This window comes from Enemella evansiae (assembly GCF_004362375.1).
In the GTDB taxonomy this organism is placed as follows: Bacteria; Actinomycetota; Actinomycetes; order Propionibacteriales; family Propionibacteriaceae; genus Enemella; species Enemella evansiae.
On sequence record NZ_SNXA01000009.1, the window covers coordinates 442,766 to 464,436 of the forward strand.

General features: G+C 70.0%; 20 protein-coding genes. 6 read left to right on the forward strand and 14 right to left on the reverse strand.

Annotation, left to right across the window (positions count from 1 at the left end; all coding sequences use genetic code 11):
* The first annotated feature begins 45 nt into the window (after nucleotides 1-45).
* Nucleotides 46-1,116 carry a DUF418 domain-containing protein gene (locus tag C8D81_RS10165; protein ID WP_094405869.1) on the forward strand — a complete coding sequence of 357 codons (1,071 nt, stop codon included), beginning with the start codon at nucleotides 46-48 and terminating at the stop codon, nucleotides 1,114-1,116.
* Here the strand turns inward: C8D81_RS10165 and C8D81_RS10170 are convergent.
* A complete protein-coding gene (locus C8D81_RS10170) occupies nucleotides 1,029-1,922 on the reverse strand; it encodes a 3-hydroxyacyl-CoA dehydrogenase family protein (protein WP_166646758.1) in 894 nt (297 codons plus the stop codon). The genes C8D81_RS10165 and C8D81_RS10170 overlap by 88 nt on opposite strands.
* A gap of 47 nt (nucleotides 1,923-1,969) precedes the next feature.
* Here C8D81_RS10170 and C8D81_RS10175 point away from each other — a divergent pair, with 47 nt between their 5' ends.
* A complete protein-coding gene (locus C8D81_RS10175) occupies nucleotides 1,970-2,302 on the forward strand; it encodes a TfoX/Sxy family protein (protein WP_094405867.1) in 333 nt (110 codons plus the stop codon).
* 137 nt (nucleotides 2,303-2,439) lie between these two features.
* On the opposite strand, the gene C8D81_RS10180 is transcribed toward C8D81_RS10175, so the two are convergent.
* The gene (locus C8D81_RS10180; protein ID WP_133626002.1) at nucleotides 2,440-3,411 is read right to left on the reverse strand and encodes an NAD-dependent epimerase/dehydratase family protein; all 972 of its coding nucleotides are present in this window, start codon (nucleotides 3,409-3,411) and stop codon (nucleotides 2,440-2,442) included.
* A gap of 267 nt (nucleotides 3,412-3,678) precedes the next feature.
* Between C8D81_RS10180 and C8D81_RS10185 the strand changes: the two genes are divergently transcribed.
* The gene (locus C8D81_RS10185) at nucleotides 3,679-4,980 is read left to right on the forward strand and encodes an HNH endonuclease signature motif containing protein (RefSeq protein WP_133626003.1); all 1,302 of its coding nucleotides are present in this window, start codon (nucleotides 3,679-3,681) and stop codon (nucleotides 4,978-4,980) included.
* A 265-nt stretch (nucleotides 4,981-5,245) separates the two neighbouring features.
* On the opposite strand, the gene C8D81_RS10190 is transcribed toward C8D81_RS10185, so the two are convergent.
* The 6 genes from C8D81_RS10190 to C8D81_RS10215 all read right to left on the reverse strand — a co-directional run bounded on the left by C8D81_RS10190 (nucleotide 5,246) and on the right by C8D81_RS10215 (nucleotide 12,132).
* Nucleotides 5,246-6,106, reverse strand: coding sequence for an exodeoxyribonuclease III (locus C8D81_RS10190; protein ID WP_133626004.1), 861 nt, complete (start codon nucleotides 6,104-6,106; stop codon nucleotides 5,246-5,248).
* Between the two features lie 10 nt (nucleotides 6,107-6,116).
* Nucleotides 6,117-7,601 carry an alanine/glycine:cation symporter family protein gene (locus C8D81_RS10195; RefSeq protein ID WP_094355286.1) on the reverse strand — a complete coding sequence of 495 codons (1,485 nt, stop codon included), beginning with the start codon at nucleotides 7,599-7,601 and terminating at the stop codon, nucleotides 6,117-6,119.
* A 346-nt stretch (nucleotides 7,602-7,947) separates the two neighbouring features.
* Nucleotides 7,948-8,289: a tetratricopeptide repeat protein gene (locus C8D81_RS10200; RefSeq protein ID WP_094355287.1), complete on the reverse strand. Its 342-nt coding sequence runs from the start codon at nucleotides 8,287-8,289 to the stop codon at nucleotides 7,948-7,950.
* 61 nt (nucleotides 8,290-8,350) lie between these two features.
* Nucleotides 8,351-9,319, reverse strand: coding sequence for a DUF808 domain-containing protein (locus C8D81_RS10205; RefSeq protein WP_094402889.1), 969 nt, complete (start codon nucleotides 9,317-9,319; stop codon nucleotides 8,351-8,353).
* Between the two features lie 109 nt (nucleotides 9,320-9,428).
* Nucleotides 9,429-11,060: an LCP family protein gene (locus C8D81_RS10210; RefSeq protein WP_133626005.1), complete on the reverse strand. Its 1,632-nt coding sequence runs from the start codon at nucleotides 11,058-11,060 to the stop codon at nucleotides 9,429-9,431.
* A gap of 127 nt (nucleotides 11,061-11,187) precedes the next feature.
* On the reverse strand, nucleotides 11,188-12,132 hold the full coding sequence (locus C8D81_RS10215; protein ID WP_133626006.1) for a LysR family transcriptional regulator: 945 nt from the start codon (nucleotides 12,130-12,132) through the stop codon (nucleotides 11,188-11,190).
* Nucleotides 12,133-12,238: 106 nt separating this feature from the next.
* On the opposite strand from C8D81_RS10215, the gene C8D81_RS10220 reads away from it, so the two are divergent.
* Genes C8D81_RS10220 through C8D81_RS10230 form a run of 3 tightly spaced genes read left to right on the forward strand, consistent with a single transcriptional unit; the run spans nucleotide 12,239 to nucleotide 15,392 of the window.
* A complete protein-coding gene (locus C8D81_RS10220) occupies nucleotides 12,239-13,681 on the forward strand; it encodes a CitMHS family transporter (RefSeq protein ID WP_133626007.1) in 1,443 nt (480 codons plus the stop codon).
* Entirely contained in the window at nucleotides 13,669-15,078 is a 1,410-nt protein-coding gene (locus C8D81_RS10225; protein WP_208109212.1) for an acyclic terpene utilization AtuA family protein, read from the forward strand. Before C8D81_RS10220 ends, C8D81_RS10225 begins: the two co-directional genes overlap by 13 nt.
* Nucleotides 15,075-15,392, forward strand: coding sequence for an AtuA-related protein (locus tag C8D81_RS10230; protein ID WP_094355292.1), 318 nt, complete (start codon nucleotides 15,075-15,077; stop codon nucleotides 15,390-15,392). Before C8D81_RS10225 ends, C8D81_RS10230 begins: the two co-directional genes overlap by 4 nt.
* Here the strand turns inward: C8D81_RS10230 and C8D81_RS21950 are convergent.
* From C8D81_RS21950 to C8D81_RS10260, 6 genes are all read right to left on the reverse strand, one after another.
* A complete protein-coding gene (locus C8D81_RS21950) occupies nucleotides 15,376-16,026 on the reverse strand; it encodes a septal ring lytic transglycosylase RlpA family protein (protein WP_133626008.1) in 651 nt (216 codons plus the stop codon). The two genes, C8D81_RS10230 and C8D81_RS21950, sit on opposite strands and share 17 nt — an antisense overlap.
* A 194-nt stretch (nucleotides 16,027-16,220) precedes the next feature.
* Nucleotides 16,221-17,222: an alpha/beta hydrolase gene (locus C8D81_RS10240; protein ID WP_094429865.1), complete on the reverse strand. Its 1,002-nt coding sequence runs from the start codon at nucleotides 17,220-17,222 to the stop codon at nucleotides 16,221-16,223.
* A complete protein-coding gene (locus C8D81_RS10245; RefSeq protein ID WP_094355295.1) occupies nucleotides 17,219-18,232 on the reverse strand; it encodes a cation diffusion facilitator family transporter in 1,014 nt (337 codons plus the stop codon). Before C8D81_RS10245 ends, C8D81_RS10240 begins: the two co-directional genes overlap by 4 nt.
* Entirely contained in the window at nucleotides 18,229-18,765 is a 537-nt protein-coding gene (locus C8D81_RS10250; RefSeq protein ID WP_094355296.1) for a hypothetical protein, read from the reverse strand. Before C8D81_RS10250 ends, C8D81_RS10245 begins: the two co-directional genes overlap by 4 nt.
* Before the next feature lie 69 nt (nucleotides 18,766-18,834).
* Nucleotides 18,835-20,133, reverse strand: a complete 1,299-nt coding sequence (locus C8D81_RS10255) for a peptidoglycan recognition protein family protein (RefSeq protein ID WP_133626009.1) — start codon at nucleotides 20,131-20,133, stop codon at nucleotides 18,835-18,837.
* A gap of 89 nt (nucleotides 20,134-20,222) precedes the next feature.
* Nucleotides 20,223-21,629: an FAD-binding oxidoreductase gene (locus tag C8D81_RS10260; protein WP_133626010.1), complete on the reverse strand. Its 1,407-nt coding sequence runs from the start codon at nucleotides 21,627-21,629 to the stop codon at nucleotides 20,223-20,225.
* Nucleotides 21,630-21,671: the final 42 nt, after the last annotated feature.

A 21,671-nucleotide genomic window follows, 5' to 3' on the forward strand; every position in this document is an offset into this window, starting at 1 on the left:
GGAAAACGGCCGATCCGCGGTGCGCGCCCGCCTAGCGTTCTGCTCATGAACGCAACCACCAGCACCCGATTCGGGTTCCTCGACGCCCTCCGCGGCTTCGCGATCGCCGGCATCCTGCTGGTGAACATCCCCGACATGACGCGGCTCGGCGTGGACGCCCCGCCCGCTCCCGTCGGTGACTACAGCACCACCCAGCAGCTGCTGCACTTCCTGGTCAGCACCCGCTTCGTGCCGATCTTCATGCTGCTCTTCGGCGTCAGCCTGGTGCTGGTCCGCGATGGGGCCCGGCGTCGCGGGGTGAAGGCCTGGCCGGTGCTGGTCCGCCGCCTGGTCGCCCTCTTCGGCTTCGGGTTGCTGCACTCGTTCCTCTATCCCGGTGAGGTGCTGCGCGAGTACGCCGCCGTCGGCCTGCTCGTGCTGCCGGTGGTGCTGCTGGCACCGGGGTGGGTGCTGCTCGGCCTGGGCGCGGTCGGCACCATCGGGGCGTACGCGGTCACCGGCGGTGGGATCCTCACCATCCCCGGGGTGCTGCTGCTCGGTGCGGGTGCCGCGACCGTCGGCGTACCGGCCCGACTGGAGCGTGCCGACCGCTGGGTGGCGATCGCCGCCGCGACGCTGGCCGTGGTCGCGATCCCGGCGCTGGCCTGGCAGCGGGCGAACCCCGGTGATCCGCGATTCAGCAACGCCGGCGGGATTGCCGGTGGCGTGCTGGCCCTGCTCTACATCGCGCTGCTCTCGCTGGCCTGGCGTACGCCGCTGCGGGCCCTGTTGCGCGCCGCCTTCGACCCGCTGGGCCGGATGGCGTTCACCAACTACGTCACCGCCTCCTGCCTGGCGGTACCGGCCGGGCTGCTGCTCGGCTTCGCCCAGACCCGCGACCTGGCATCGGCACTCTGGCTGGCGCTCGGCATCCTGGTGCTGCAGAACCTCGGATCGCGGCTCTGGCTGCACTGGTTCGCCTACGGGCCGCTGGAGTGGCTGTGGCGCTGCCTGACCTGGTGGCGGATGGTGCCGCTGCGCCGCTCGACTCAGGAACCGTCCGGCCCGGCGGACTCGGCGTACCGCTCCGCCAGTCCGCGCAGGTACGCCTCACCGGCCGGCTCGGCCGGGTCGTAGGCGCCGCGGCCGGACTTGGCGCCCAGCTCACCGGCGGCGACCCGCTGCTGCAGCCAGGTCGGCACGGTGTCGGTGCCCAGGTCGGGCCAGAGCCGCCCGCAGACCGCGGCCCAGACATCCAGCCCACCGAGGTCGCTGATCCGGAACGGCCCGGCCAGCGACCAGCGCACCCCGATCGACGCGGTGACGATCTCATCGATCCCCGCCACGTCGAGAACCCCCTCTTCGACCAGGTGGATCGCCTCGCGGAGCAGCGCCGCCTGCAACCGGTTCGCGACGAATCCGGGGACGTCGCGGCGCAGGCGGACCACTGTCCTGCCGGCTCCGGTGAGCAGGTCCTGGACCGCATCGAGAACGCCGGGATCGCTGTGCTCACTGGGAACCAGCTCGATCAGCGGTACCACGGTGGCCGGATAGAAGAAGTGCGCGACGACCAGCCGGGCCGGGTCGGCGGCATGCGGTGCCAGCTCGCTCGGGCCGAAGGTGGACGAGTTCGATGCGATGATCGCCGCCGGGGCGAGCCGGCCCAGTTCACCGAGCAGGTCGGCCTTGACCTGCAGATCCTCGCTGACCGCCTCGACGACCAGTCCGGCGCCGAGCACGGCCTCCGCAAGGATCTCGGCGGGCCGCAGTGTGGAGATCGCCAGCCGTTCGGTGACCTGGTCGGCGACCCCGGGCCGCGCGTCGACCAGGCGTACCTGATTGCCGGCCCGGGCCAGCACCTCGGCGATGCCGGCGCCCATCTGGCCGGCGCCGACGACGGCGATCGGGTCGAGGCGGTGCTCGGTGTCGGGCTGATCGGGCATGAGATCCTCCTCGTCGGTTCGGTCCATCATTCCGCATACTGTGCTCCATGACCTACGACGACGAGCTGGCCGACCGGATCCGCGCGGTGCTGAGCACCGAGTCCGGGGTGAGCGAGAAGCGGATGTTCGGCGGGCTGGCGTTTCTCGTCGATGGACACATGGCCGCGGCGGCGAATCGCGCCGGGCAGCTGATGGTGCGCGTCGATCCGGCGACCTCGGCGGAGCTGACCGAGCAGGACGGTGTCGCGCTGATGGTGATGCGGGGCCGGGCGATGCCGGGCTGGTTGGACATCGAGCAACAGGTGGTCGACTCCGAGGCCGAGCTGCACCGCTGGGTGGGCCTCGGGGTGGCGTACTGCCGCTCCCTCCCACCGAAGTGACCGCACGTTCATCGAGTAGCTCGGCATGCGCAGCGAAGCGGAGCAATGCCGAGCGTGTCGAGATGAACGCCGTACACCGGCTGAGCGAGGAGGAACCACGAGACGGAGCCAAGCCCCGGCACGCAGCAGAAGAACAGCTAGCTCAGCATCCCCCGCACCCGCAGCTCGTCGGCGTCGGTGAGACCGGCGGGCCGATCGGCGGGATCGCGGCCGTTCTCGTACGCCAGGGCCGCGGCCAGGGTCGCGGCGAGCGGGCGAGGTTTCAGACCGTCGGCGATGGCTCGATCGCTGTCCAGGGTGGAGAAGCCGCGCAGGGCCGGGTCGTCGACCCAGAGCGGGAACGAGGCCGGCCCCATCCAGGCCCGCAGCCCGAGCTCGCCGAGCCGATCGGGCGGTACGCGCAACCGGGGTAGCGTGCTGCCCGCGACCTCGGCTGCGGTGTCGAGCAGCTCGGCCAGGGTGATGGTGGGGCCGGTGGCGTTGCGGATGCCGCTGATCCGGTGTTCGGCACAGTGCACCAGCCAGGCTGCGAGGTCACGGACGTCGATCAGGGCACAGGGGGCTTGCGGATCGTCGGGCACGGCGACGTCGGGACCACTCGGGTGTGCGAACCGCCACGGCCAGTAACCGGATCGCGCGGACCAGTCCCCCGGACCGCCGATCAGCCCAGCCCGCACGATGATCGCGGAATCCGTTGCCAGATAGGCATTCTCGCAGGCAACCTTGGCTTCACCGTACTGCTCCATCGATGCCATGGTGTCCTCGGTGAGCGGTGGCCGCAGTGGAGCGTCCTCGGGCTGGTCGAGCCGTCCGAGCTCGGCGTACACATTGGCCGAGGAGACGAATACCCAGTGCCGGGTGGTCAGCTCGGTCACCGCGCGGCGGGCCTGGCCGGGTTGCCTGGTGACGTCGATGACGGCGTCCCAGACCTGATCCCGTACGCCGGCGAGACCGTCCGGCTCCTCCCGGTCGGCGCGCACGAACCGGCTCCCCCGTGGGGGTTCGGTCGAACCGCGGGCGAGACAGGTCACCGCATGCCCGCGCGCAAGCGCCTCTTCGGCGATCATCCGCCCGAGAAAGGCGGTGCCACCCAGTACGAGAATGTCCATGTGTGCAGCGCATCACGCGCCCCTCGCAACCACAACCCCCGTTCGCTGTCAGCAGCAGCGGGGCTCCGCCCCCGTCAACCCCCGAAACGCGAACAGCGACCGTGCCTCCCCACGTTCATCGAGTAGGTCGCGCAGCGACCGTGTCGAGATGAACCCACCCCCGAAAAAGTTGTCCACAGATTTCCAGATTCCTTTCCCAAACGGGGAATCCGGACCAGCACTGTCAGACCCCTCGTGTTGGATCGGGGGTATGGACAGCAGCGCACCATGGACGATCGGCTCCTCACCGACGAACAACGCCTCCACCTGGGCGAGTTGAACGAACAGATCACCGCCCGCCTGCACGCCCACACCACCCGCACCCTCACCGGCATCGACCAGGCTGATGCGTCGAAACACGTGCATGGGGTGTGCACCACGACCTGGATGCGGGAACGCCACGGCTACTCCGGACCGGAGGCCTCCGGGGTGCTGCGGGAAGCGATCCGGATCGTCAACGCACCCGTGGTGTGGGAAGGGCTCGCGCAGGCCCGGGTGTCGCCACGTCAGACGACCGCGATCCTCACCGCCCTGAAACACCTTCCACCGGAGTTGCCGGCTTCCCAGGCGACTGCGGCGCAGCAGACGATGGTGGATCAGGCGCAGCGGTTCGGTCCATCCGAGCTGCGGGCCCTCGGTGACCGGCTGGTCGAGGTGGTCGACCCCGACCACGCCGACACACTGCTCGAACGGCGGTTGGAGCAGCAGGAAGCCGCCGCGCGCCGCAACCGAGAACTGCACCTCTACGGCGATGGGATGGGTTCCACCATCATCAAGGGCCGGATTCCGGCCGTCGAGGGGGAGAAGCTCCTCGCCCTGCTGGATGCGGTGCTGGAGAAGAACACCACCGACGATCCGCCGCCGTGTGGGTCGTTGTGTCCCGGACCCTCGTGTGGGTTGTGCGGGGGTCGTCCGTCGCGGGCGATGCGCCGCGCCGACGCGCTCATGGAACTCGTCCAGACCTACGCCGATGCCAACCGCGCACCCGCCCGCGGCACCGATCGAGCCCGGGTCAACGTGACCGTCGATTTTGACACCCTGCGCCGCGGGATCGGGTGCATCGACACCCCGGCCGGACCCATGTCGGCGCAGCACCTCCGGTTGCTGGCCTGCGATGCGGAGATCATTCCGATGGTGCTCGATGGTTTCGGTGTTCCGCTGGATGTGGGGCGGACCCACCGGTTCTTCGAAGGCGCGATCCGTGCGGCGCTGGTGGCTCGGGATCGGGGCTGCGTCTTCCCCGGCTGTGACCAGCCGGCCCGCCGATGCGCCGCGCACCACATCAGACCGTGGTGGTGCGGCGGCCCGACCAGCCTGGACAACGGCGTCCTGCTCTGCCCGCACCACCACGCGCTGGTGGAACCGTCGAGAACCCAACTGCACAACGGCAACCGCTGGGAGGTACGGATCAACCCCGACGACCGACTGCCGGAGTTCGTGCCACCACAAGGATTGGACCGCAACCGGAGACCAAGACGGCATCTGCGCCACCGCATCCGACAACGGCCCCTCGGCGACAACGATCACTGACCGGTTCATCTCGATGATTCTCTGCCCCTTTCCCTGGTCGGTGCCTGCATCGAGTTCGGGCGCTGGACCCGCCCCCTCAGCGCGGCCTGCGAAATTTGCGGCTCGATCGCGGAATCGACCGATCTGGGCACCGATTGGAAATCGAGCCGCAGATTTCGGCGGCGGAGCGGGCGAAAGACCGGGAGTTCATCTCGACACGGTCGCTGCGCGACCTACTCGATGAACGTGAAGAGACACGGTCGCTGCGCGACCTACTCGATGAACGTCACTTCGACTGCGGGAGCTTCTTCTTTCCGGGAGGGCGTTTCGCCGAGGGCGGGGGGACGACGGGGCCGATGTCTCCGTCGGGGGCGGTGTCCAGGTCGACCATCACCGGGGCGTGGTCGCTCGGCGCCTTTCCCTTGCGTGCTTGGCGATCCACCCAGGCAGCCTGCACCCGGTCGGCGACCGCCGGGCTGGCCAGCACCAGGTCGATCCGCATGCCGAGGTCCTGATGGAACATGCCGGCACGATAGTCCCAGTAGGAGAAGAACCGCTGGTCCGGCCAGCGGCGCCGGACCACGTCGATCAGGCCGGCGTCCTCGATCGCCTGCAACGCGGCCCGCTCCGGGGCGGTGACGTGGGTGTGCCCGGCGTACGCCTCGGGATCGAAGACGTCGGCATCGGCGGGCGCGATGTTCACATCACCGCAGACACACTGCGACGCCGGCCCGGCGGCCACGAAATCCCGCAGCTTCGCCAGCCAGTCCAGCTTGTAGCGATAGTGCTCGGAGTCCACCTCACGACCATTGGGCACATAGACCGAGGTGACGCGCACCCCGTCGCAGACCGCGGTGATCGCCCGTGCCTCGGGCTCGGGAAACCCCGGCATACCAGGAAATCCGACCTCGACCTCATCGAGCCCGACCCGGGACAGCAGGGCGACACCGTTCCACTGCGCCTGGCCCGCTGCGGCGTACTCGTAACCGCGCTCGCGCAACGGTTCGTCGAGCAGTTCGGCGAACCGCTCCTCGCTCACCTTGGTCTCCTGCAGGCAGACCACATCGGGTGCGCGTTCGTCGAGCCAGGGCAGCAGCCGCGGGATGCGTTGCTTGACCGAGTTGACGTTCCAGGTGGCGATCCGCACGAGCCCCAGCCTAGTTCCGACCGGTCGGCGCGCTGCCGGTCGGGGCGTCGGCCTCCGGCTCCCCGGTCACCTGACCGCGGCTCTGCCAGAACTCCAGGTGCCCCGGTACGCCGACCTCGGAGGCGACGAAGACCGGATCCTTGCCCTGCTTGAGCTGCCGGCTGTAATCGCTGAGCGTCCGCAGCCCCAACCCGGACAGCAGCAGGATCGCGATCAGGTTGACCAGGGCCATCACACCCATGATCTGGTCGGCGGTGCTCCAGACCAGCTGCGCCGACAGCAGCGAGCCGACCAGGATGGCGGCCACCGCGATCACCCGATAGCTGGCGAGGACCGTCCGGCTCTCGCCGAACATGAAGCCCACATTGGATTCGCCGTAGTAGTAGTTGCCGAGGATCGAGCTGAACGCCAGCAGGAAGATGATCACCGTCAACAGCACCCCGGCCCACGAGCCGAGCCCGCTGACCATCGCCTCCTGGGTGAGGGTGATGCCCTTCGGTGCATTGGTCACATCCGGGCGGGAGCTGAGGATGATGAAGGCGGTGATGCTGCAGACCACCAGGGTGTCGAAATAGACGCCGAGGCTCTGCACGAAGCCCTGCTTGGCCGGATGGGTGACCGCCGCCGAGGCACCGGCGTTCGGCGCCGAGCCGAGACCGGCCTCATTGGAGAACATGCCGCGCTGCACGCCGATCAGGATCACCGTGCCGATCGCGCCACCAGTGGCGGCGTTCGGGGTGAACGCGTCGGCGAAGATGCTGCCGATCATCGTGGGCACGTTCTGGATGTTGATGACCACGATCACCAGGCCGACGATCAGATAGAGGATCGCCATGATCGGGACGATCTTGTCGGCCACGTTGGCGATCCGGCGCATGCCGCCGAAGACGACCGCGGCGGTCAGCACCGCGAGCACGATGCCGACGGTCAGGTTGGCGGAGCTGCCGGTCCAACCGGTGGTGTTGGTGATCGCGTCGGTGATCGTGTTGGCCTGCAGCGAGGAGAACGCCAGCGGGAAGCAGAGCACCAGCACGATCGCGAACAGGATGCCCATCCAGCGCCGGCCCAACCCGTACTGCATGTAGTAGGCCGGTCCGCCACGGAACGACCCGTCGGGGTCGACCCGCTTGTAGATCTGCGCCAGCGTCGACTCGATGAACGCCGAAGAGGCACCGATGACCGCCATCAGCCACATCCAGAAGACCGCACCGGGCCCGCCGGTGGCGATCGCGGTGCCGACGCCGGCGATGTTGCCGACACCCACCCGGGAGGCGGCGGAGACGCAGAACGCCTGGAACGAGGAGATCGGCTTCGCCTCGCTCGGGGTGTTCGGCACCGGGTCGCGCAGGGTGCGCAGCATCGCCGGGAACATCCGGATCTGCACGACCTGGGTCCGGATCGTGAAGTAGAGCCCGGTGATCACCACCACCGGCAGCAACAACCACGTCCAGAAGGCCCCGCCGACGGTCTCGATCAACTGCTGCGCTGCATCCATGCGGGCACCCTAACCGGACTCCGACAGAATGCACACATCCTCCTGCGGCTCGCGCCCGCGCACCCAATCCCCGCCCTTCATCGCAGTCGTCGAAATCCCCGCGCCAACTCAGTACCAACGACTGACCAACGCGAGGATTTCTCCTTGATGCTCTTCCAGAGCGGGGGTGCGCTTACCGACGCTCGCCGCTGTTCCTCCTGCGGCTCGCGCCCGCGCACCCAATCCCCGCTCTTCATCGCAGTCGTCGAAATCCCCGCGCCAACTCAGTACCAACGACTGACCAACGCGAGGATTTCTCCTTGATGCTCTTCCAGAGCGGGGGTGCGCTTACCGACGCTCGCCGCTGCTACCCGACCTCATGACCGGCCAGGTGCCGATCGTCACCGGTCAGCACCGCGAGCACCCGGCGTACGCCGGCGGCCTCCTCGGGCCGGTTCTGGCGTTCCAGCGCGCGGGCCAGCAGCAGCTGGGCGTACTCGTTGGTCGGATCCTGCTCGAGCAACGTGCGCAGCTCCGCCTCGGCCTTGCCCAGGGCGGCCCGGTGATAGTGGCAACGGGCCACGTACTCGCGCACATTGCGGTTCTCCGGTTCCGCCTCGAGCAGGTCGGCGAACAACTGCCCGGCGCTGCGGTAGTCGCGCTCCTCGAAGGCCGCCACAGCGGTCTCGTACAGGTACAGGTTGTCCATCTCTCGCTCCTCTCGATCAGCGGGACATCGGCTCAACGCTGTCCGCGGGGATTTATTCCCCTCACTCCCGGGGGGTATGCGACTGCTGACCGGATTCGCCCTCACCGGCGGTCTTGTGGGCCTTTTCGGCCTTCTTCTTCTTGAACGGCAGCAGGTGCATGATCAGCACCACGACCGCGCCGACGATCAGCCCGGCGACCGCGGAGAAGAAGGTGTTCACCAGCCAGCCCAGGAAACCGCCCACCCCGGGCACGTGCTCCGCCGGCGCCTCGAGGGCGAGCACCAGGTCATAGGGCGCCTTCCAGCCCAGGTCACCGACGCCGACCAGCAGGATGTGCCCACCGACCCAGAGCATCGCCACGATCCCGACGGTGGACAGCACGCTGAGCACCTTCGGCATCGCCGCGACCAGACCCCGGCCGAGGCGCTGCGCGCTCTCGGAGTCCCGCTCGGTCATCTTCAGGCCGATGTCGTCCATCTTCACGATCAGCGCCACCGCGCCGTAGACCACCGCGGTCATCAGGATGCCGACCACGATCAGCACCACCGCACGCTGCAGCAGCGGCTGGCTGGCGACCGAGTTGAGGGTGATCACCATGATCTCGGCGGACAGGATGAAGTCGGTGGTGATGGCCCCGCGGACCATCTTGTCCTCGAACTCCTTGCCCTGTTCGGTGGCGGGCTGGTTCTCCTCGGCGGCGTGGTGACCGCTGACCAGTTCCCAGATCTTCTCCGCGCCCTCGTAACACAGATAGGTGCCGCCGATCATCAGGATCGGGGTGAGCAGCCAGGGCAGGAAGGCACTGAGCAGCAGTGCCACCGGCAGGATGATGATCAGCTTGTTGCGCAGCGAACCGAGCGCGATCCGCCAGATGATCGGCAGCTCGCGGGCCGGGCTGAAGCCCCGGACGTAGCGCGGGGTGACGGCGGCGTCATCGACCACCACACCGGCGGCCTTGCCGGCCGCGGCGCTGGTCAGTTTGGCGATTGCGGCCACGTCGTCGAGCAGGGCGGCGAGTCCACCAGCCATCGGTCCTCCAGTCTCTGCGGGCTGTCTCCCGGGTACGCCGGTGCGGCGACCCGGCAAATCCTAGCGGGACGATGGGGCGTACGCCTCAGATCGGTGGCTTCGCGTCGGCTCAGAAGGGCGGGTTCGCCAGCGCGGCCTCGGCCTGCACCGGGTCGTAACCGCAGGCGGACTTCAGGTCGTCGCTGGAGGCGACCGGGGTGCTGCTCGGCATACCGGGGGCGTTGCCGACCGGCAGGGTACGCCGGACGCTCGGGGTGGCGGGGGCCGGGGCCTGCCCGGCGGTCGGGGCCGAGGGAGCAGCACCGGTCGGCGCCGGCTGCCCGGCCCCGGGGGCCGCGGGGGCCGACGGGGCCGCCGGTTCGGACTGCTTGATGGCGAGGTCGACCCGGGCCCGCATCAGCGCGAAATCGGGGTTGGTGGAGTAGAAGCCGTCCACACCGTGCTTGAAGGTGACCGAGCGCACCGGGGCGGTCTTCACCTTGTTGGACAGCTCGACGATGGCCGGCAGCACCTCCTGCGGGATGTCGGTCTGCACCATGTCCTTGGAGGCGGCGGCGATCGCCTCGTACCGGGCCAGCATGTTGGCCGGATTGGCCTGCTCGATGATCGCCAGCACCGTGCAGCGCTGCCGGTCCATCCGCTGGAAGTCGTCGGCACCGTAGCGGCCGCGGGCGAACCAGAGGGTCTCGGTGCCGTCCAGCTTCTGGTTCGGACCGGGTCGCAGCCACTTCGATGGCTTGATGCCGGCGTCGGTGTCGCCACCCATCGCGACCCAGGTGTTGATGTTCACCGTGATCCCGCCGAGGGCGTCGGCGAGCGCCTTGAACCCGGAGATCTCGACCAGCAGGTAGTAGTCGATCGGCAACCCGGTGGCCTCCCCGACCGACAGCTTCAACGCATCGGCGCTCAGGTTGTCGGTGGGGCCGAGCACGTCGGCCGGCACCTGCTGCGGCAGGTTGTCCCACATCGAGTTGACGAAGTACTCCTGGTCGGAGGAGTCGCCGCCATAGAAGCCGTTCGGGTAGTACTGCTTCAGCGGCGAGTCGGCCGGGAAGGGCATCCGGGCGGTGTTGCGCGGGATGCCGATCAGGGTGGTGGCACCGGTCCGGGTGTCGATGCTGGCGACCATCAGGCTGTCGGTACGCACCCCGGTGCGGTCCTTGCCGGCATCGCCGCCGAGGATCAGGATGTTCACCCGCGGCTTGTTCTTCCACGGATCGGCGTTGTCCAGCCGGGGCGCGGTCTGCGACTTGATCTGGTCGCTGCCGCGGAACACCCCGCCGACCAGGTTGGCCTGGTCCCAGGCGTAGACGGCGGCGACGGCAAGCGGTGCGGTGACCGAGAAGCAGAGTACGCCGACCAGCCCGGCTCCCAGGCCGCGGCGCAGCCGGTCCCAGCCGGCCGGGCGGAGCAGCAGATGGGTGAGCACCACGATCCCGGACCAGATCAGCCCGATGACCGGCAGGATCACCGTCAGCACCCGCAGCAGCACGGGATTGACCGCGACCCGGAGCAGCTGGGAGCGGTCCAGCAGGCCGACCAGCAGCAGGCCGAGCAGGGCCGCGAACCAGACCGCCAGGATGCCCAGGCCGAGCCGGCGCCGGCCGGCCTTCCAGAGCCCGAGCCCGGGCAGATAGGTGCCGATCGCGGTCCACAGCGCGGGGCCGCCGAAACCGGGCCAGGCAGGTCGCCGCGGTCGGCCACCGGCCACTCGACGTGCGCCACCCAGTCCATCAGTCACGGTCCACCACCCTAGGCGGCGGATCGGGTCGTGCGGTCGGTCGGACACCAGGCTTGGCCCCTGGTCTGACCCCTGGGCGTACGCCGGGGACCACGGTCTGGTGCGCGGCCGACACCCTCGGCCGGTCTCAGTCCCCGCGCGGCACCCATTCGACCGCCGGCGGCAGCGGGCTGCCGGTGCCGGCCATCGCGTCCAGCAGATCGATCAGGGCGGCGGCCGCCGGTGCCGGGACCCGGTCCCGAAGTTGCAGCAGCTGGATCCCCCGGTACGCCTTGGGTGCGGTCAGCGGCCGGTGCCGGAGCCCGGCGAAGGCCATCATCGGCAGCACCAGCCCCGGTACCACCGAGACGCCCATCCCGGCGGCGACCAACCCGGCGACGGCACCGACGTTGCGGGCCTCGGCCTGCTCACCGAGGTCGAGCTGCTGGTCGCCCAGGATCCGGTCCACATGCCGCCGGATGCTGCTGGCGGTGGTGAACCGGACGAAATCCTCACCGGCCAACTCGGCCCATGCCAGCTCGCCGTCCGCTGCGGCGTACCGATGATCCGCGGGGAAGACGCAGCAGAACCGATCCCTGGCGATCCGGCGGACCCGGAACGATTCGCCCGTCGGCGGGGCCACCGAGAACGCCAGATCGACCTCGGCCCGCCGGATCAGCTCCTCCACCTCGGCGGCCAGCCCGTCCTGGACGAGCAGCTCCACACCGGGGCGTTCGGCGCGGAACCGGGCGATCGCCGGGGGCAGCAGCCCGGCCGCGATCGAGGGCAGGGCGGCCAGCGCCACCCGGCCGGAGCTGCCCGCCAGCAAACCGTCGAGCTGCCGCATCGCCCGCTCGTGGCCACTCACGCACTCCCGCGCGATCGCCAGCACCTGTTCGCCGGTCGCGGTGACCACCACCGAGCGGGTGGTCCGTTCGAACACCGGCCGGCCGAGCCGGCGCTCCACCTCCGCGACCGTGCGGCTCAACGAGGACTGGGCGATCCGGAGCCGCTCGGCGGCCGCGGTGAACCCGCCGGCGTCGGCGACCGCGACCAGGGCACGCAGCTGCCGCAGATCCAGATCAATGCTCACGGTGCATGAATCTATCGCCAATCAATGTTGGACAGGCAGAGGTCTGACCGCTCAAGGTGGGGGCACCACCGGTGCTGCCCGTGCCGACCCAGCGAAGGAGCTGCGCATGTTGACGCTGATGGGCTTCCTGGCCATTGCGGTGATCCTGGTCCTGCTGCTCACCAACCGGGTCGCGGCCGTGGTCGCGCTGGCCGGGGTACCGGTGGTGGCCGCGCTGATCGCCGGCTTCGGCTTCACCGACATCGGCAAGTACGCCGCCGCCGGGATCAAGAGCGTCGCGCCGACCGCGGCGATGTTCATCTTCGCGATCGTCTTCTTCGGCGTCCTCCGCGATGCCGGGATGTTCGACCCGATCATCAAGCGGCTGGTGGGGGTGGCCGGCAATGCACCGGTGAAGGTGTGCTTCGCCACCACGCTGCTGGCGATCTGCGTCCATCTCGACGGCGCCGGCGCCACCACCTTCCTGATCGCGATCCCGGCGATGCTGCCGGTCTTCGACAAGCTGCGGATGAGCCGGTTGGCGCTGACCACCTGTGTGGGCCTCGGGGCCGGGGTGATGAACCTGCTGCCCTGGGGCGGCCCGACCGCGCGCGCCGCCACGACGGTCAAGGTGCCCGCCAACGAACTCTGGATCCCGCTGATCCCCGCCCAGATCGCCGGCATCATCGCCGCACTGGTGTTCGCGGTGCTGATCGGCCGCCGCGAACAGCGTCGGATCGCCCGGCTCGATCCGGTGGCCGAGACCGTCGGCGCGGCGGCCGTCGGGGGTGACGCGGGTGGCGCGGGTGGCGCGGGTGGTGCCAGCCGGGTCGGTGGCACACCGGAGGGAGCGGTGGACGACAACTCCGGGGGCGGCGGCTCCGCCGGCGGCTCCGGGGGCGCCGGAGAGGTGCTCAGCGAAGAGGACCGGGCGCTGCGCCGACCGAAGCTGTTCTGGTTCAACGTGATCCTCACCGTGGTGGTGATCGGCGCGATGATCGCCACCGTCTCCACCCCGGAGCTGATCTTCCTCTGCGGCGTGGTGATCGCGCTGCTGGTGAACTTCCCCGGTCTGAAGCAGCAGACGAAACGGATCGAGGCGCACTCGCACGGGGCGATGCTGATGGCCACCACCCTGCTCGCCGCCGGGGTCTTCCTCGGCATCCTGGAGGGGACCAGGATGATCGACGCGATGGCGCAGTCGGTGGCCTCGCTGATCCCGCAGGCCGCCGGGCCGGCGCTGCCGCTGATCGTCGGCATCCTCGGGGTCCCGCTGAGCCTGCTCTTCGGCCCCGATCCCTACTACTTCGGCGTCCTGCCGGTGCTCGCCGGGGTGGGTCAGCAACTCGGTGTCAGCCCGGTCGACCTGGCGCAGGCTTCCCTGCTGGGGCAGGAAACCGTCGGCTTCCCGATCAGCCCGCTGACCGGTTCGTTCTATCTGCTGGTGGGGTTGGCCGGGGTCGACATCGGCCGGCACATCAGAAGCCTGATCGGCTGGGCCTGGGCGGCCAGCCTGATCATGCTCGCGGTGGCCATGCTGACCGGGGCGGTGCCGCTGTGGGCGAACTGACTGCCGATCCGGGGCCACGCACGATCCGACTGGGCGCCGGAGCCGGGTTCGCCGGGGACCGGATCGATCCGGCGGTGCAGATCGCCCGCGACGGTGAGCTGGACTACCTGATCTTCGAGTGCCTGGGCGAACGCACCGTGGCCCTCGGCCAGGCCCGCCGGCTGGCCGATCCCAGCAGCGGCCACGACCCGATGCTGGCCGAGCGGATGCGGGCTGTGCTGCCGCACTGCGTCGGCCGGACCCGGATCATCACCAACTCGGGCGCCGCGAATCCGCGGGCGGCCGGGGAGCTGGTACGCCGGGTGGCCGACGAGCTCGGACTGGGCGAGGTGCGGGTCGCCGTGATCGAGGGAGACGATGTGCTGGCTGCGGTACGCCGGCTCGATCCACCCACCTGGGAGGACGGCCGGCGCCTCGGTGAGATCGACGAACCGGTGATCTCGGCGAACGCCTATCTCGGCTGCGCGCCGATCGTCGAGGCACTGGCCACCGGTGCCGACGTGGTGATCACCGGCCGCTGCTCGGATCCGGCGCTCTATCTGGCGCCGCTGGTGCACGAATTCGGCTGGTCGACCGAGGACTGGCAGCGGCTCGGCCGCGGCACCCTGGTCGGGCACCTGCTGGAGTGCGCCGGCCAGCTCACCGGTGGCTACTTCGCCGATCCGGTGACCAAGCCCGTACCGGGGCTGGCCCGGCTCGGTTTTCCCTTCGCCGATGTGGATTCCGACGGCAACGCGATCTTCGGGAAACCGGCCGGCAGCGGTGGCCGGCTGGACGCGCAGACCTGTGCCGAGCAGCTGCTCTATGAGGTCGACGACCCGGCGAACTACCTGACCCCCGACGTGGTCGCGGACTTCTCCGCGGTCCGGTTCACCGAGCTCGGCCCGGACCGGGTGCGCGCCGAGGGGGCCAGCGGGAAGCCCCGGCCACCGACGCTCAAGGTCACCGTCGGTTTCCGCAGCGGCTGGCAGGGCGAGGGGCAGTTGAGCTATGCCGGTCCGCGCGCCCTGGAGCGGGCCCGATTGGCCGCCGAGGTCACGATCGAGCGGTTGCAGGAACTGCACGGATTCGCCGCGGAGGAGCTCTTCGTCGAGCTGATCGGTGCCGGTGCCGCGCTCCGACTGCGACCCGAGATGGCATCGTACCGGGGTGCTGAGGACCCGATCGAGGTCCGGCTCCGGGTCGTCGGCCGTGCGGCGACCGCCGAACGGGCCCGGTTGGTGGGTCAGGAGGTCGAGGGCCTCTACACCAACGGGCCGGCCGGTGGCGGCGGATCCCGGCAGTCCCATCACGAGGTGATCGCGATCCGCTCGGTTTCCCTGCCCAGCAACGAGATCCGGGCCTCGGTGCAGCTCGACCGACCGCACCTCGCCGAGCCTCAGGGGGCGTACCGATGATTCTGGACGAACTGGCGACCGCACGGACCGGGGACAAGGGTGACACCCTGATCCTGGCGGTTTTCCCACGAAACAAGGAAAACTTCGATCAGCTGGTCGCCGAGGTGACCGAGCAGCGAATGGCCGAACACTTCGGCGACACCGTCACCGGCCCGGTGCAGCGGACCGTGCTGCCGCAGTTGCCCGGGATGGTGTTCCGGCTGCCCGGGGTGCTGGGTGGGGGCGTCACCGGCGCCCCCACCCTCGATGGCCACGGAAAATGCCTGAGCAGCTACGCGTTGCTGCTGCCGCTCGGGATCACCCCGCCGGAGTGACGTTGACCTGCATCAACCCGTCGTTGGGATCACCGATGGCGGCGAATGCGCCCGCGGACAGGTCGATGCAGCGGCCGCTGATGTAGGGGCCGCGGTCGTTGATCCGCACGGTCACCGACTTGCCGTTCTGCGGATTGGTGACGGTGGCGGTCGAGTTCAGCGGCAGGGTCAGGCTGGCGGCGGTGAGACCCTGCGGATCGAACTGCTCACCGGTGGCGGTGAGCTGACCCTCGTCATACATCGAGGCGGTGCAGGTGGTGCCACCGGTGCTCGCCGTCCCGGTGCTCGCCGTCCCGGTGCTGGTGGTACCGGCGCTGCTGGCCCCGGCGCTGGCCCCGCTGCTCACCCGCGAGACCGTGCGATTGCCGCTGGCATTGGAATCGCTCGACCCGCTGCCCGTCGAACCGGCGTGGCTGCGGCTGTGCTTCGTGTGGTGATGGGAGCTGCGCTGCTGGCTGCCGTCGTCGGAGGATGCGCTCCGGCTGGCGACGGTGCGCTGCTGCGAACCGGAACTCGAACTCGAGCCACCGGTGCGCTCACAGGCGAAGGCCGCGGTCGAGAGAGATGCGACCAGGACCCCGCCCAGGGCGCCGGCGCCGAGCAGGCGGCGGGCGATCTTCGTGGAAGTGGACATGGTTCTCCTTGGTTCACCGCCGTAGCGGGTTGCCGCGGTGACAACGTCCGGGAACGTACGCCTCCCTGAGAGCAACTGCAACGTTTGCTGAGAGATTCACAGAAACTGTGAATGGGAGCGAGTTTGTCAGCAGTTATCGCCCGTGCCCGCGCAGTGGACCGGCCATAGTCGCTGACAAACTCGCAACCGGGGGGTCAGGCCGTGATCCGCAGCGCGCGGCGCAGGGCGTCCATCATCTTGCCGCGGAAGACCTGCATGGATTCGGCCTCGGGGCGGAACACGTCGGCGGCGTGGTACATGCCGGGTTCGATGTCGAGCTGACAGGGCACCCCCGCCTCGCGGAGCCGGGCGGCGTACGCCTCGTCCTCGGGCAGGAACAGGTCGAGGTCGCCGACCCCGATCCAGGCCGGCGGCAGCCCGCTCAGGTCCTCCCGCCGCGCGGGGGCGGCATACGGGCGGTCCTCCCCCTCGTCGAGCGGATGGCCGAGGTAGGCCTGCCAGGCGACCCGGTTGGAGGTCTGGGTCCAGCCGAACCGGCCCCGGTTGCCGTGGTCGCGGATCTGCGTGGTGCGGTCGTCGAGCATCGGATAGACCAGCGCCTGGAAGCAGACCGGATGGCCCGCGTCGTGGGTCCGCTGGACCAGCGCGGCGGCCAGCCCGCCGCCGGCGCTGGCCCCCGCGACGGCGATCCGCTCCGGGTCGACCCCGAGCTCGGCGGCGTTCTCCTGCAGCCAGCGCAGCGCGGCGAAGCAGTCGTCGAGATCGGCCGGGAACGGGTGCCGGGGCGCCAGCCGGTAGTCCACGCTGACCACCGGCAGCCGCAGTTCGCGGGAGAGCCAGGCGCACAGCTCGTGGTCGATCGCGGCGCTGCCCATCACATGGCCACCGCCGTGGATCCACAGCACCGCGGCCCCGGTCTCGGCGGCCTGCGGCCAGGCCCGGTAGATCAGCACGTCGGCGCCGAAGGCCTCCGGGGAGGTGACCCGCCGCCGGGTCACCTCGACCCCCTCGGGATCGGGCACCCGGATCGGGATCCGTTGCAGCGCCTCGGCGACCAGCGGGTGCGGCAGGTCCAACGGCAGATAGAGCTGCGGCGCCCGCAGCTCGCGGGGCACCTCCTCGACCTGGCGGCGCCGGTTCACCAACCAGGCGGCGGCACCGGCGGCGGCCCAGCGGCCGGCTCGGGAGAGTTTCATGACACCTTCCTCGGGTTGGGATCATTCACCCCGGGATCGCCGGGCAGCAGCGCCGGCTCATCGGGGGCGGACAGCGTGAGCCGCGCCCGCTCGATGAAATCCGCCCGCTCCAGGTCGTCCTCGATCGCCTGCATCCGCCGCTGCAGCACCGATTCGGTGTCATCGCGGGACATGTCGACCGCGGCGACCAGATAGACCCGCGAGGGGCCGACGTATTCGAGCCACAGGTAGGTCACCCGGTCGATATCGGGCATCCCCAGCAGCGACTCGAGGGCCTTGTTCTGCAGCACCGGATCGACCGATTCGCCGACCAGGAACTGCCCGTTGCGGACGATCAGGATGAGCGCCACCACGCCGAGCAGGATGCCGACCAGGATGGAGCCGAGCGCATCGAAGACGGCATTTCCGGTGAGCTGGTGCAGCCCGATGCCGGCACCGGCGATGAGCAGGCCGATCAGCGCGGCCAGGTCCTCGAAGAAGACCGCCCGCAGGGTGGTCTCGGAGGTGCGCAGCACATACCGCATCGGCCGCAGCCCGGCGGCCCGCGCGGAGCTCCTGGTCTGGCGTACCGCCTGGCTGAACGAGATCCCTTCCAGCACGAAGGAGATCGCCAGCACGATGTAGGCCCACTTGTAGTCCACCGCCTCCTGCTCGGTCGCGGTGAGTTGGGAGATGCCGTGGGTGATCGACAGGATCGAACCGGCGGTGAACAGCCCGAAGGCGGCGATCATCGCCCAGACGTACGCCTCCCGGCCGTAGCCGAGCGGATGGGAGCGATCGCGGGGGCGTACCGAACGTCGCTCGGCGATCAGCAGCAGCACCTCGTTGCCGGTGTCGGCCCAGGAGTGCGCGGCCTCGGCGACCATCGACGCCGAGGCGGTGATCAGTGCGACGACCGTCTTCGCGGTGGCGATCAGCGCATTGGCGGCCAGCGCGATCAACACCGTCAGCAGTCCCTCGGGTTTCTTGCCGGAGGTGGTGGGTGTCGACTCGGCCGGGCGACTCGTCATGGGCCGACCCTATCGGGCGGTCCGGGCCGGGTTTCGGCGATCGTGCGGTATTCGCGCAGCGTCCAGGTGCTGGCCGGCAGCTCCAGTCTGGTGCAGCAGAGCAGCTCCGGGTCGAGCTCCAGGGTGCCCACCGCGCCGGGCGGTTCGCCGGCGAGCAGGGGGCGCGCGGTGCGCAGCACCAGTTGGGCGGGGCCGTGCATCCCCTCGATCATCTGCACCGGGCGGAACCGGTCCCCCGGCCGGCCCCAGACCGGCAACCGGTCCGGCCACAGCATGCCGACCAGCGGATGCACCCAACCCGGCGGATGGTCGTGCTCGACCGGGCGGGCGCCGGCCGCGGACAGCACCTGCCAGCAGTGGATGCCGGTCTCGTCGGCGACGTGCTCCATCGAATGGCTGCGGACCACCCAGCGTCCCGGCGCGACCGACACCTCGGCCAGATCGTCATGGGCGGCGACCAGCCCCGCGGCCCGGCGCCGCCCGGCACGCTCGCTCACCCTCTGCAGCAGCTGATCGAGGGCGTCGGCGTCCATGCACCGATGGTGCCCGGGTTTCGGTGCGGGGGCCAGACCTTCGGCCGATTCCGCCGGTCGGTGAACGGCTCAGTCCAGCAACAGGTCGAGTACGCCGCGGAGGGCGCCGCGGCGGCCGACACCGGTGGAGGCCAGGCCGCCGGTGCTCTCCGGCTGCGCGGGACGGGCCGGTCGCCGGTCGCTGGCGCCGACCGGGTTGGCGGGTCGGTCGGTGCTCGGTCCGACATTCGGGTCGCCGGCCGCCTCGTTGCCGTCGGCGGCGATCGGCAGCTCGTTCGGGTTCACCCGATGACCGGGCTCGGGGATCGGCACCTCGACCGGCGGCTGCTGCCGCCGCGGGGTACGGGTCGGCGCCGGGGTCCGGGGTGCGCTGGTCGTGGGCGCGGTGGTCGGTGCCGTCGTGGGCGCGACCGTCGGCTCGAGCGTGGGATCGACGGTCGGGGTCGCCGTGGGGCTGGCGGTGGGCCGCGGGGTCGCGGTCTGCTCGGGTGTCGCCGTCCGCGTCGGGGTCGCGGTCCTCGTCGGTGTCGCGGTCCGGGTGGGTTTGCCGGTCGGGGTCTTCGTCGCGGTCGGTGTGGGCTTACCGGACGGGGTCCTGGTCGGCGAACCGGTCGCCGTCGGGGACTTCGTCGGCGTCGGCTTGCGGGTGGGGGTCTTCGTCGGTTTCTTCGTCGGCGTCGGGGTGACCACCGGCGTACCCTTCAACCTCTTCGCCACATCCGCACGCAACTGCGTCAGCTTCGAGTGGAACAGCTCACCGGGGCAGCGGGTGGCCGATTCCTTGTCGTCCTTGTGTCCGATGATCCGGTTGGTGGGGATGCCGTAGGCCCAGCAGAGGTAGGCGAGCAGGCTGACCAGCGCATCCCACTGCTTCTTCGGCGGCAACCATTCGGTGTACATGCCCTCGTTCTCGATGCCGATCCCGCGCCGGTTCATCCCCGGGGCATGGATCCCGCGGACGAACTTCTTGCGGGTGCTGAGCGCCGCCAGGGTGCCCTGCCGGGCCTCCATGATGTAACCGCCGCGGCTGATCGTGAACTGCTGCCCGGAATCGCCCCAGCCCTGGTTCATGTGTTGCCGCTGGATGCTGCGCGCCAGCGCGAAGGCCTGCTGCTGCGAGAAATCCGAGGTGTTGGCGCTCGCGGTGTGGTGCACCACCAGATAGGTCGGCTTGTAGTTCAGCGTCTCGATGGTCTGGTCCGGCTTCACCGCACCCCAGGCCGAGGCGGGATGGATCTTCGGCTTGCTGGGCGCCGCCAGGGCGGGCAGGGTGGCCGCGCCCAGGCCGAGGCCGACGACACCGAGTCCGGCGGCGCCGCCGAGGATGGTACGCCGGGAGAGTCCGGTGGGCTGGGCGGTCTCGGTCATCGGGGAGCTCCTCGTCGGGTGAACTCCCCCGACGGTAGGCAGCCACCGGCCCGGCGGTCACGCCGCGAACGGCGGATCTTTCCTTCTTGTCAGGCCCGGAAGACCTTGCCCGGGTTGAGGATGCCGAGCGGGTCGAAGGCGGCCTTCACCCGGCGATGCAGTTCCAGCGACAGCTGCCCGACCTCACGCTCCAGCAGATCGAGCTTGAGCGTGCCGACACCGTGCTCGCCGGTGATGGTGCCGCCGAGGTCGAGGCTGAGCTCCATGATCGCGTCGAAGAGTTCCTGGGCGCGGCGGGTCTGCTCGGCATCGGCCGGGTCGAAACACACGGTGGGATGGAAGTTCCCGTCGCCGGCATGTCCGACGACCCCGACCATCAGCGAATACTTCTCGGCCAGTGCGCGGGTGCCGTGCACCAGTTCGACCAGTTTGTCGCGCGGTACGCAGACGTCGTCGATCATCGTGGTGCCGAAGCGCTCGAAGGCGGTCAGCACCTGCCGGCGGGCGGCGAGCAGCGCCTCCCCCTCGGCGGGGTCCTCGGCGACCATCACATCGCCACCGGCCGCGGCGAAGCATTCCTCGAGCTGCGCGATCTGGCGTACCGCATGGTCACCGCCGATATCGGACTGGGCCAGCAGCACCGCCTGCACGTCGTCGTCGAAGCCCATGTTGAAGGCCTCGTTGACCGCGTCGATGCTGGCCCGGTCCATGAACTCCAGCAGCGAGGGCTGGACGCCGCAGGCGACGACGGCCGAGACCGCGGCGGCGGCCTCCTCGCAGGAGCCGTAGGTGGCGACGACGGTGAGCGGCTGCTCGGTCTTCGGCCGCAGCATCAAGGTGGCCTCGGTGATCACACCGAGGGTGCCCTCGGAGCCGACGATCAGCTTGGTCAGGTCGTAACCGGCAACGCCCTTGACGGTACGCCGACCGGTGCGCAGCACCTGCCCGTCGGCGAGCACCAGTTCCAGGCCGAGCACATAGTCGGTGGTGACGCCGTATTTCACGCAGCACAGGCCGCCGGAGTTGGTGGACAGGTTGCCGCCGATCGAGCAGAACTCCCAGCTGGAGGGGTCCGGCGGATAGTAGAGCCCGTGTTCGCCGACGGCCCGGGACAGGTCGGCGTTGAAGATGCCGGGCTGGGTGACCACGAGCCGGTTGGCCGGGTCGATCTCGACGATCTGGTTCATCCGCTCGACGTTCAGCAGGATGCAGCCGTCGCTCGCGGTCGCCGCGCCGGAGAGGCCGCTGCGGGCGCCCTGGGGGACGACCGGGATCCGGTGTCTCGTCGCGGTCCGCATCACGTGCTGCACCTGCTCGCGGTCCCGGGCGCGGACCAGCGCGATCGGGCGGCCCGGCTCGGCGAACATCGCCCGGTCGATGCTGTAGCTGGCCAGCACGTCGGGGTCGGTGCTCAGCACTCCCTCGGGCAGGCCGGTGGCGAGGTCGGCGAGTGCGGCCTCGGTGGCGGTGTCCCGGTCGACAGCGGTGTCAGACATGGTGAAAGCCTACGCGCCGGTCCGGCGTCGCCGAGACGGTGG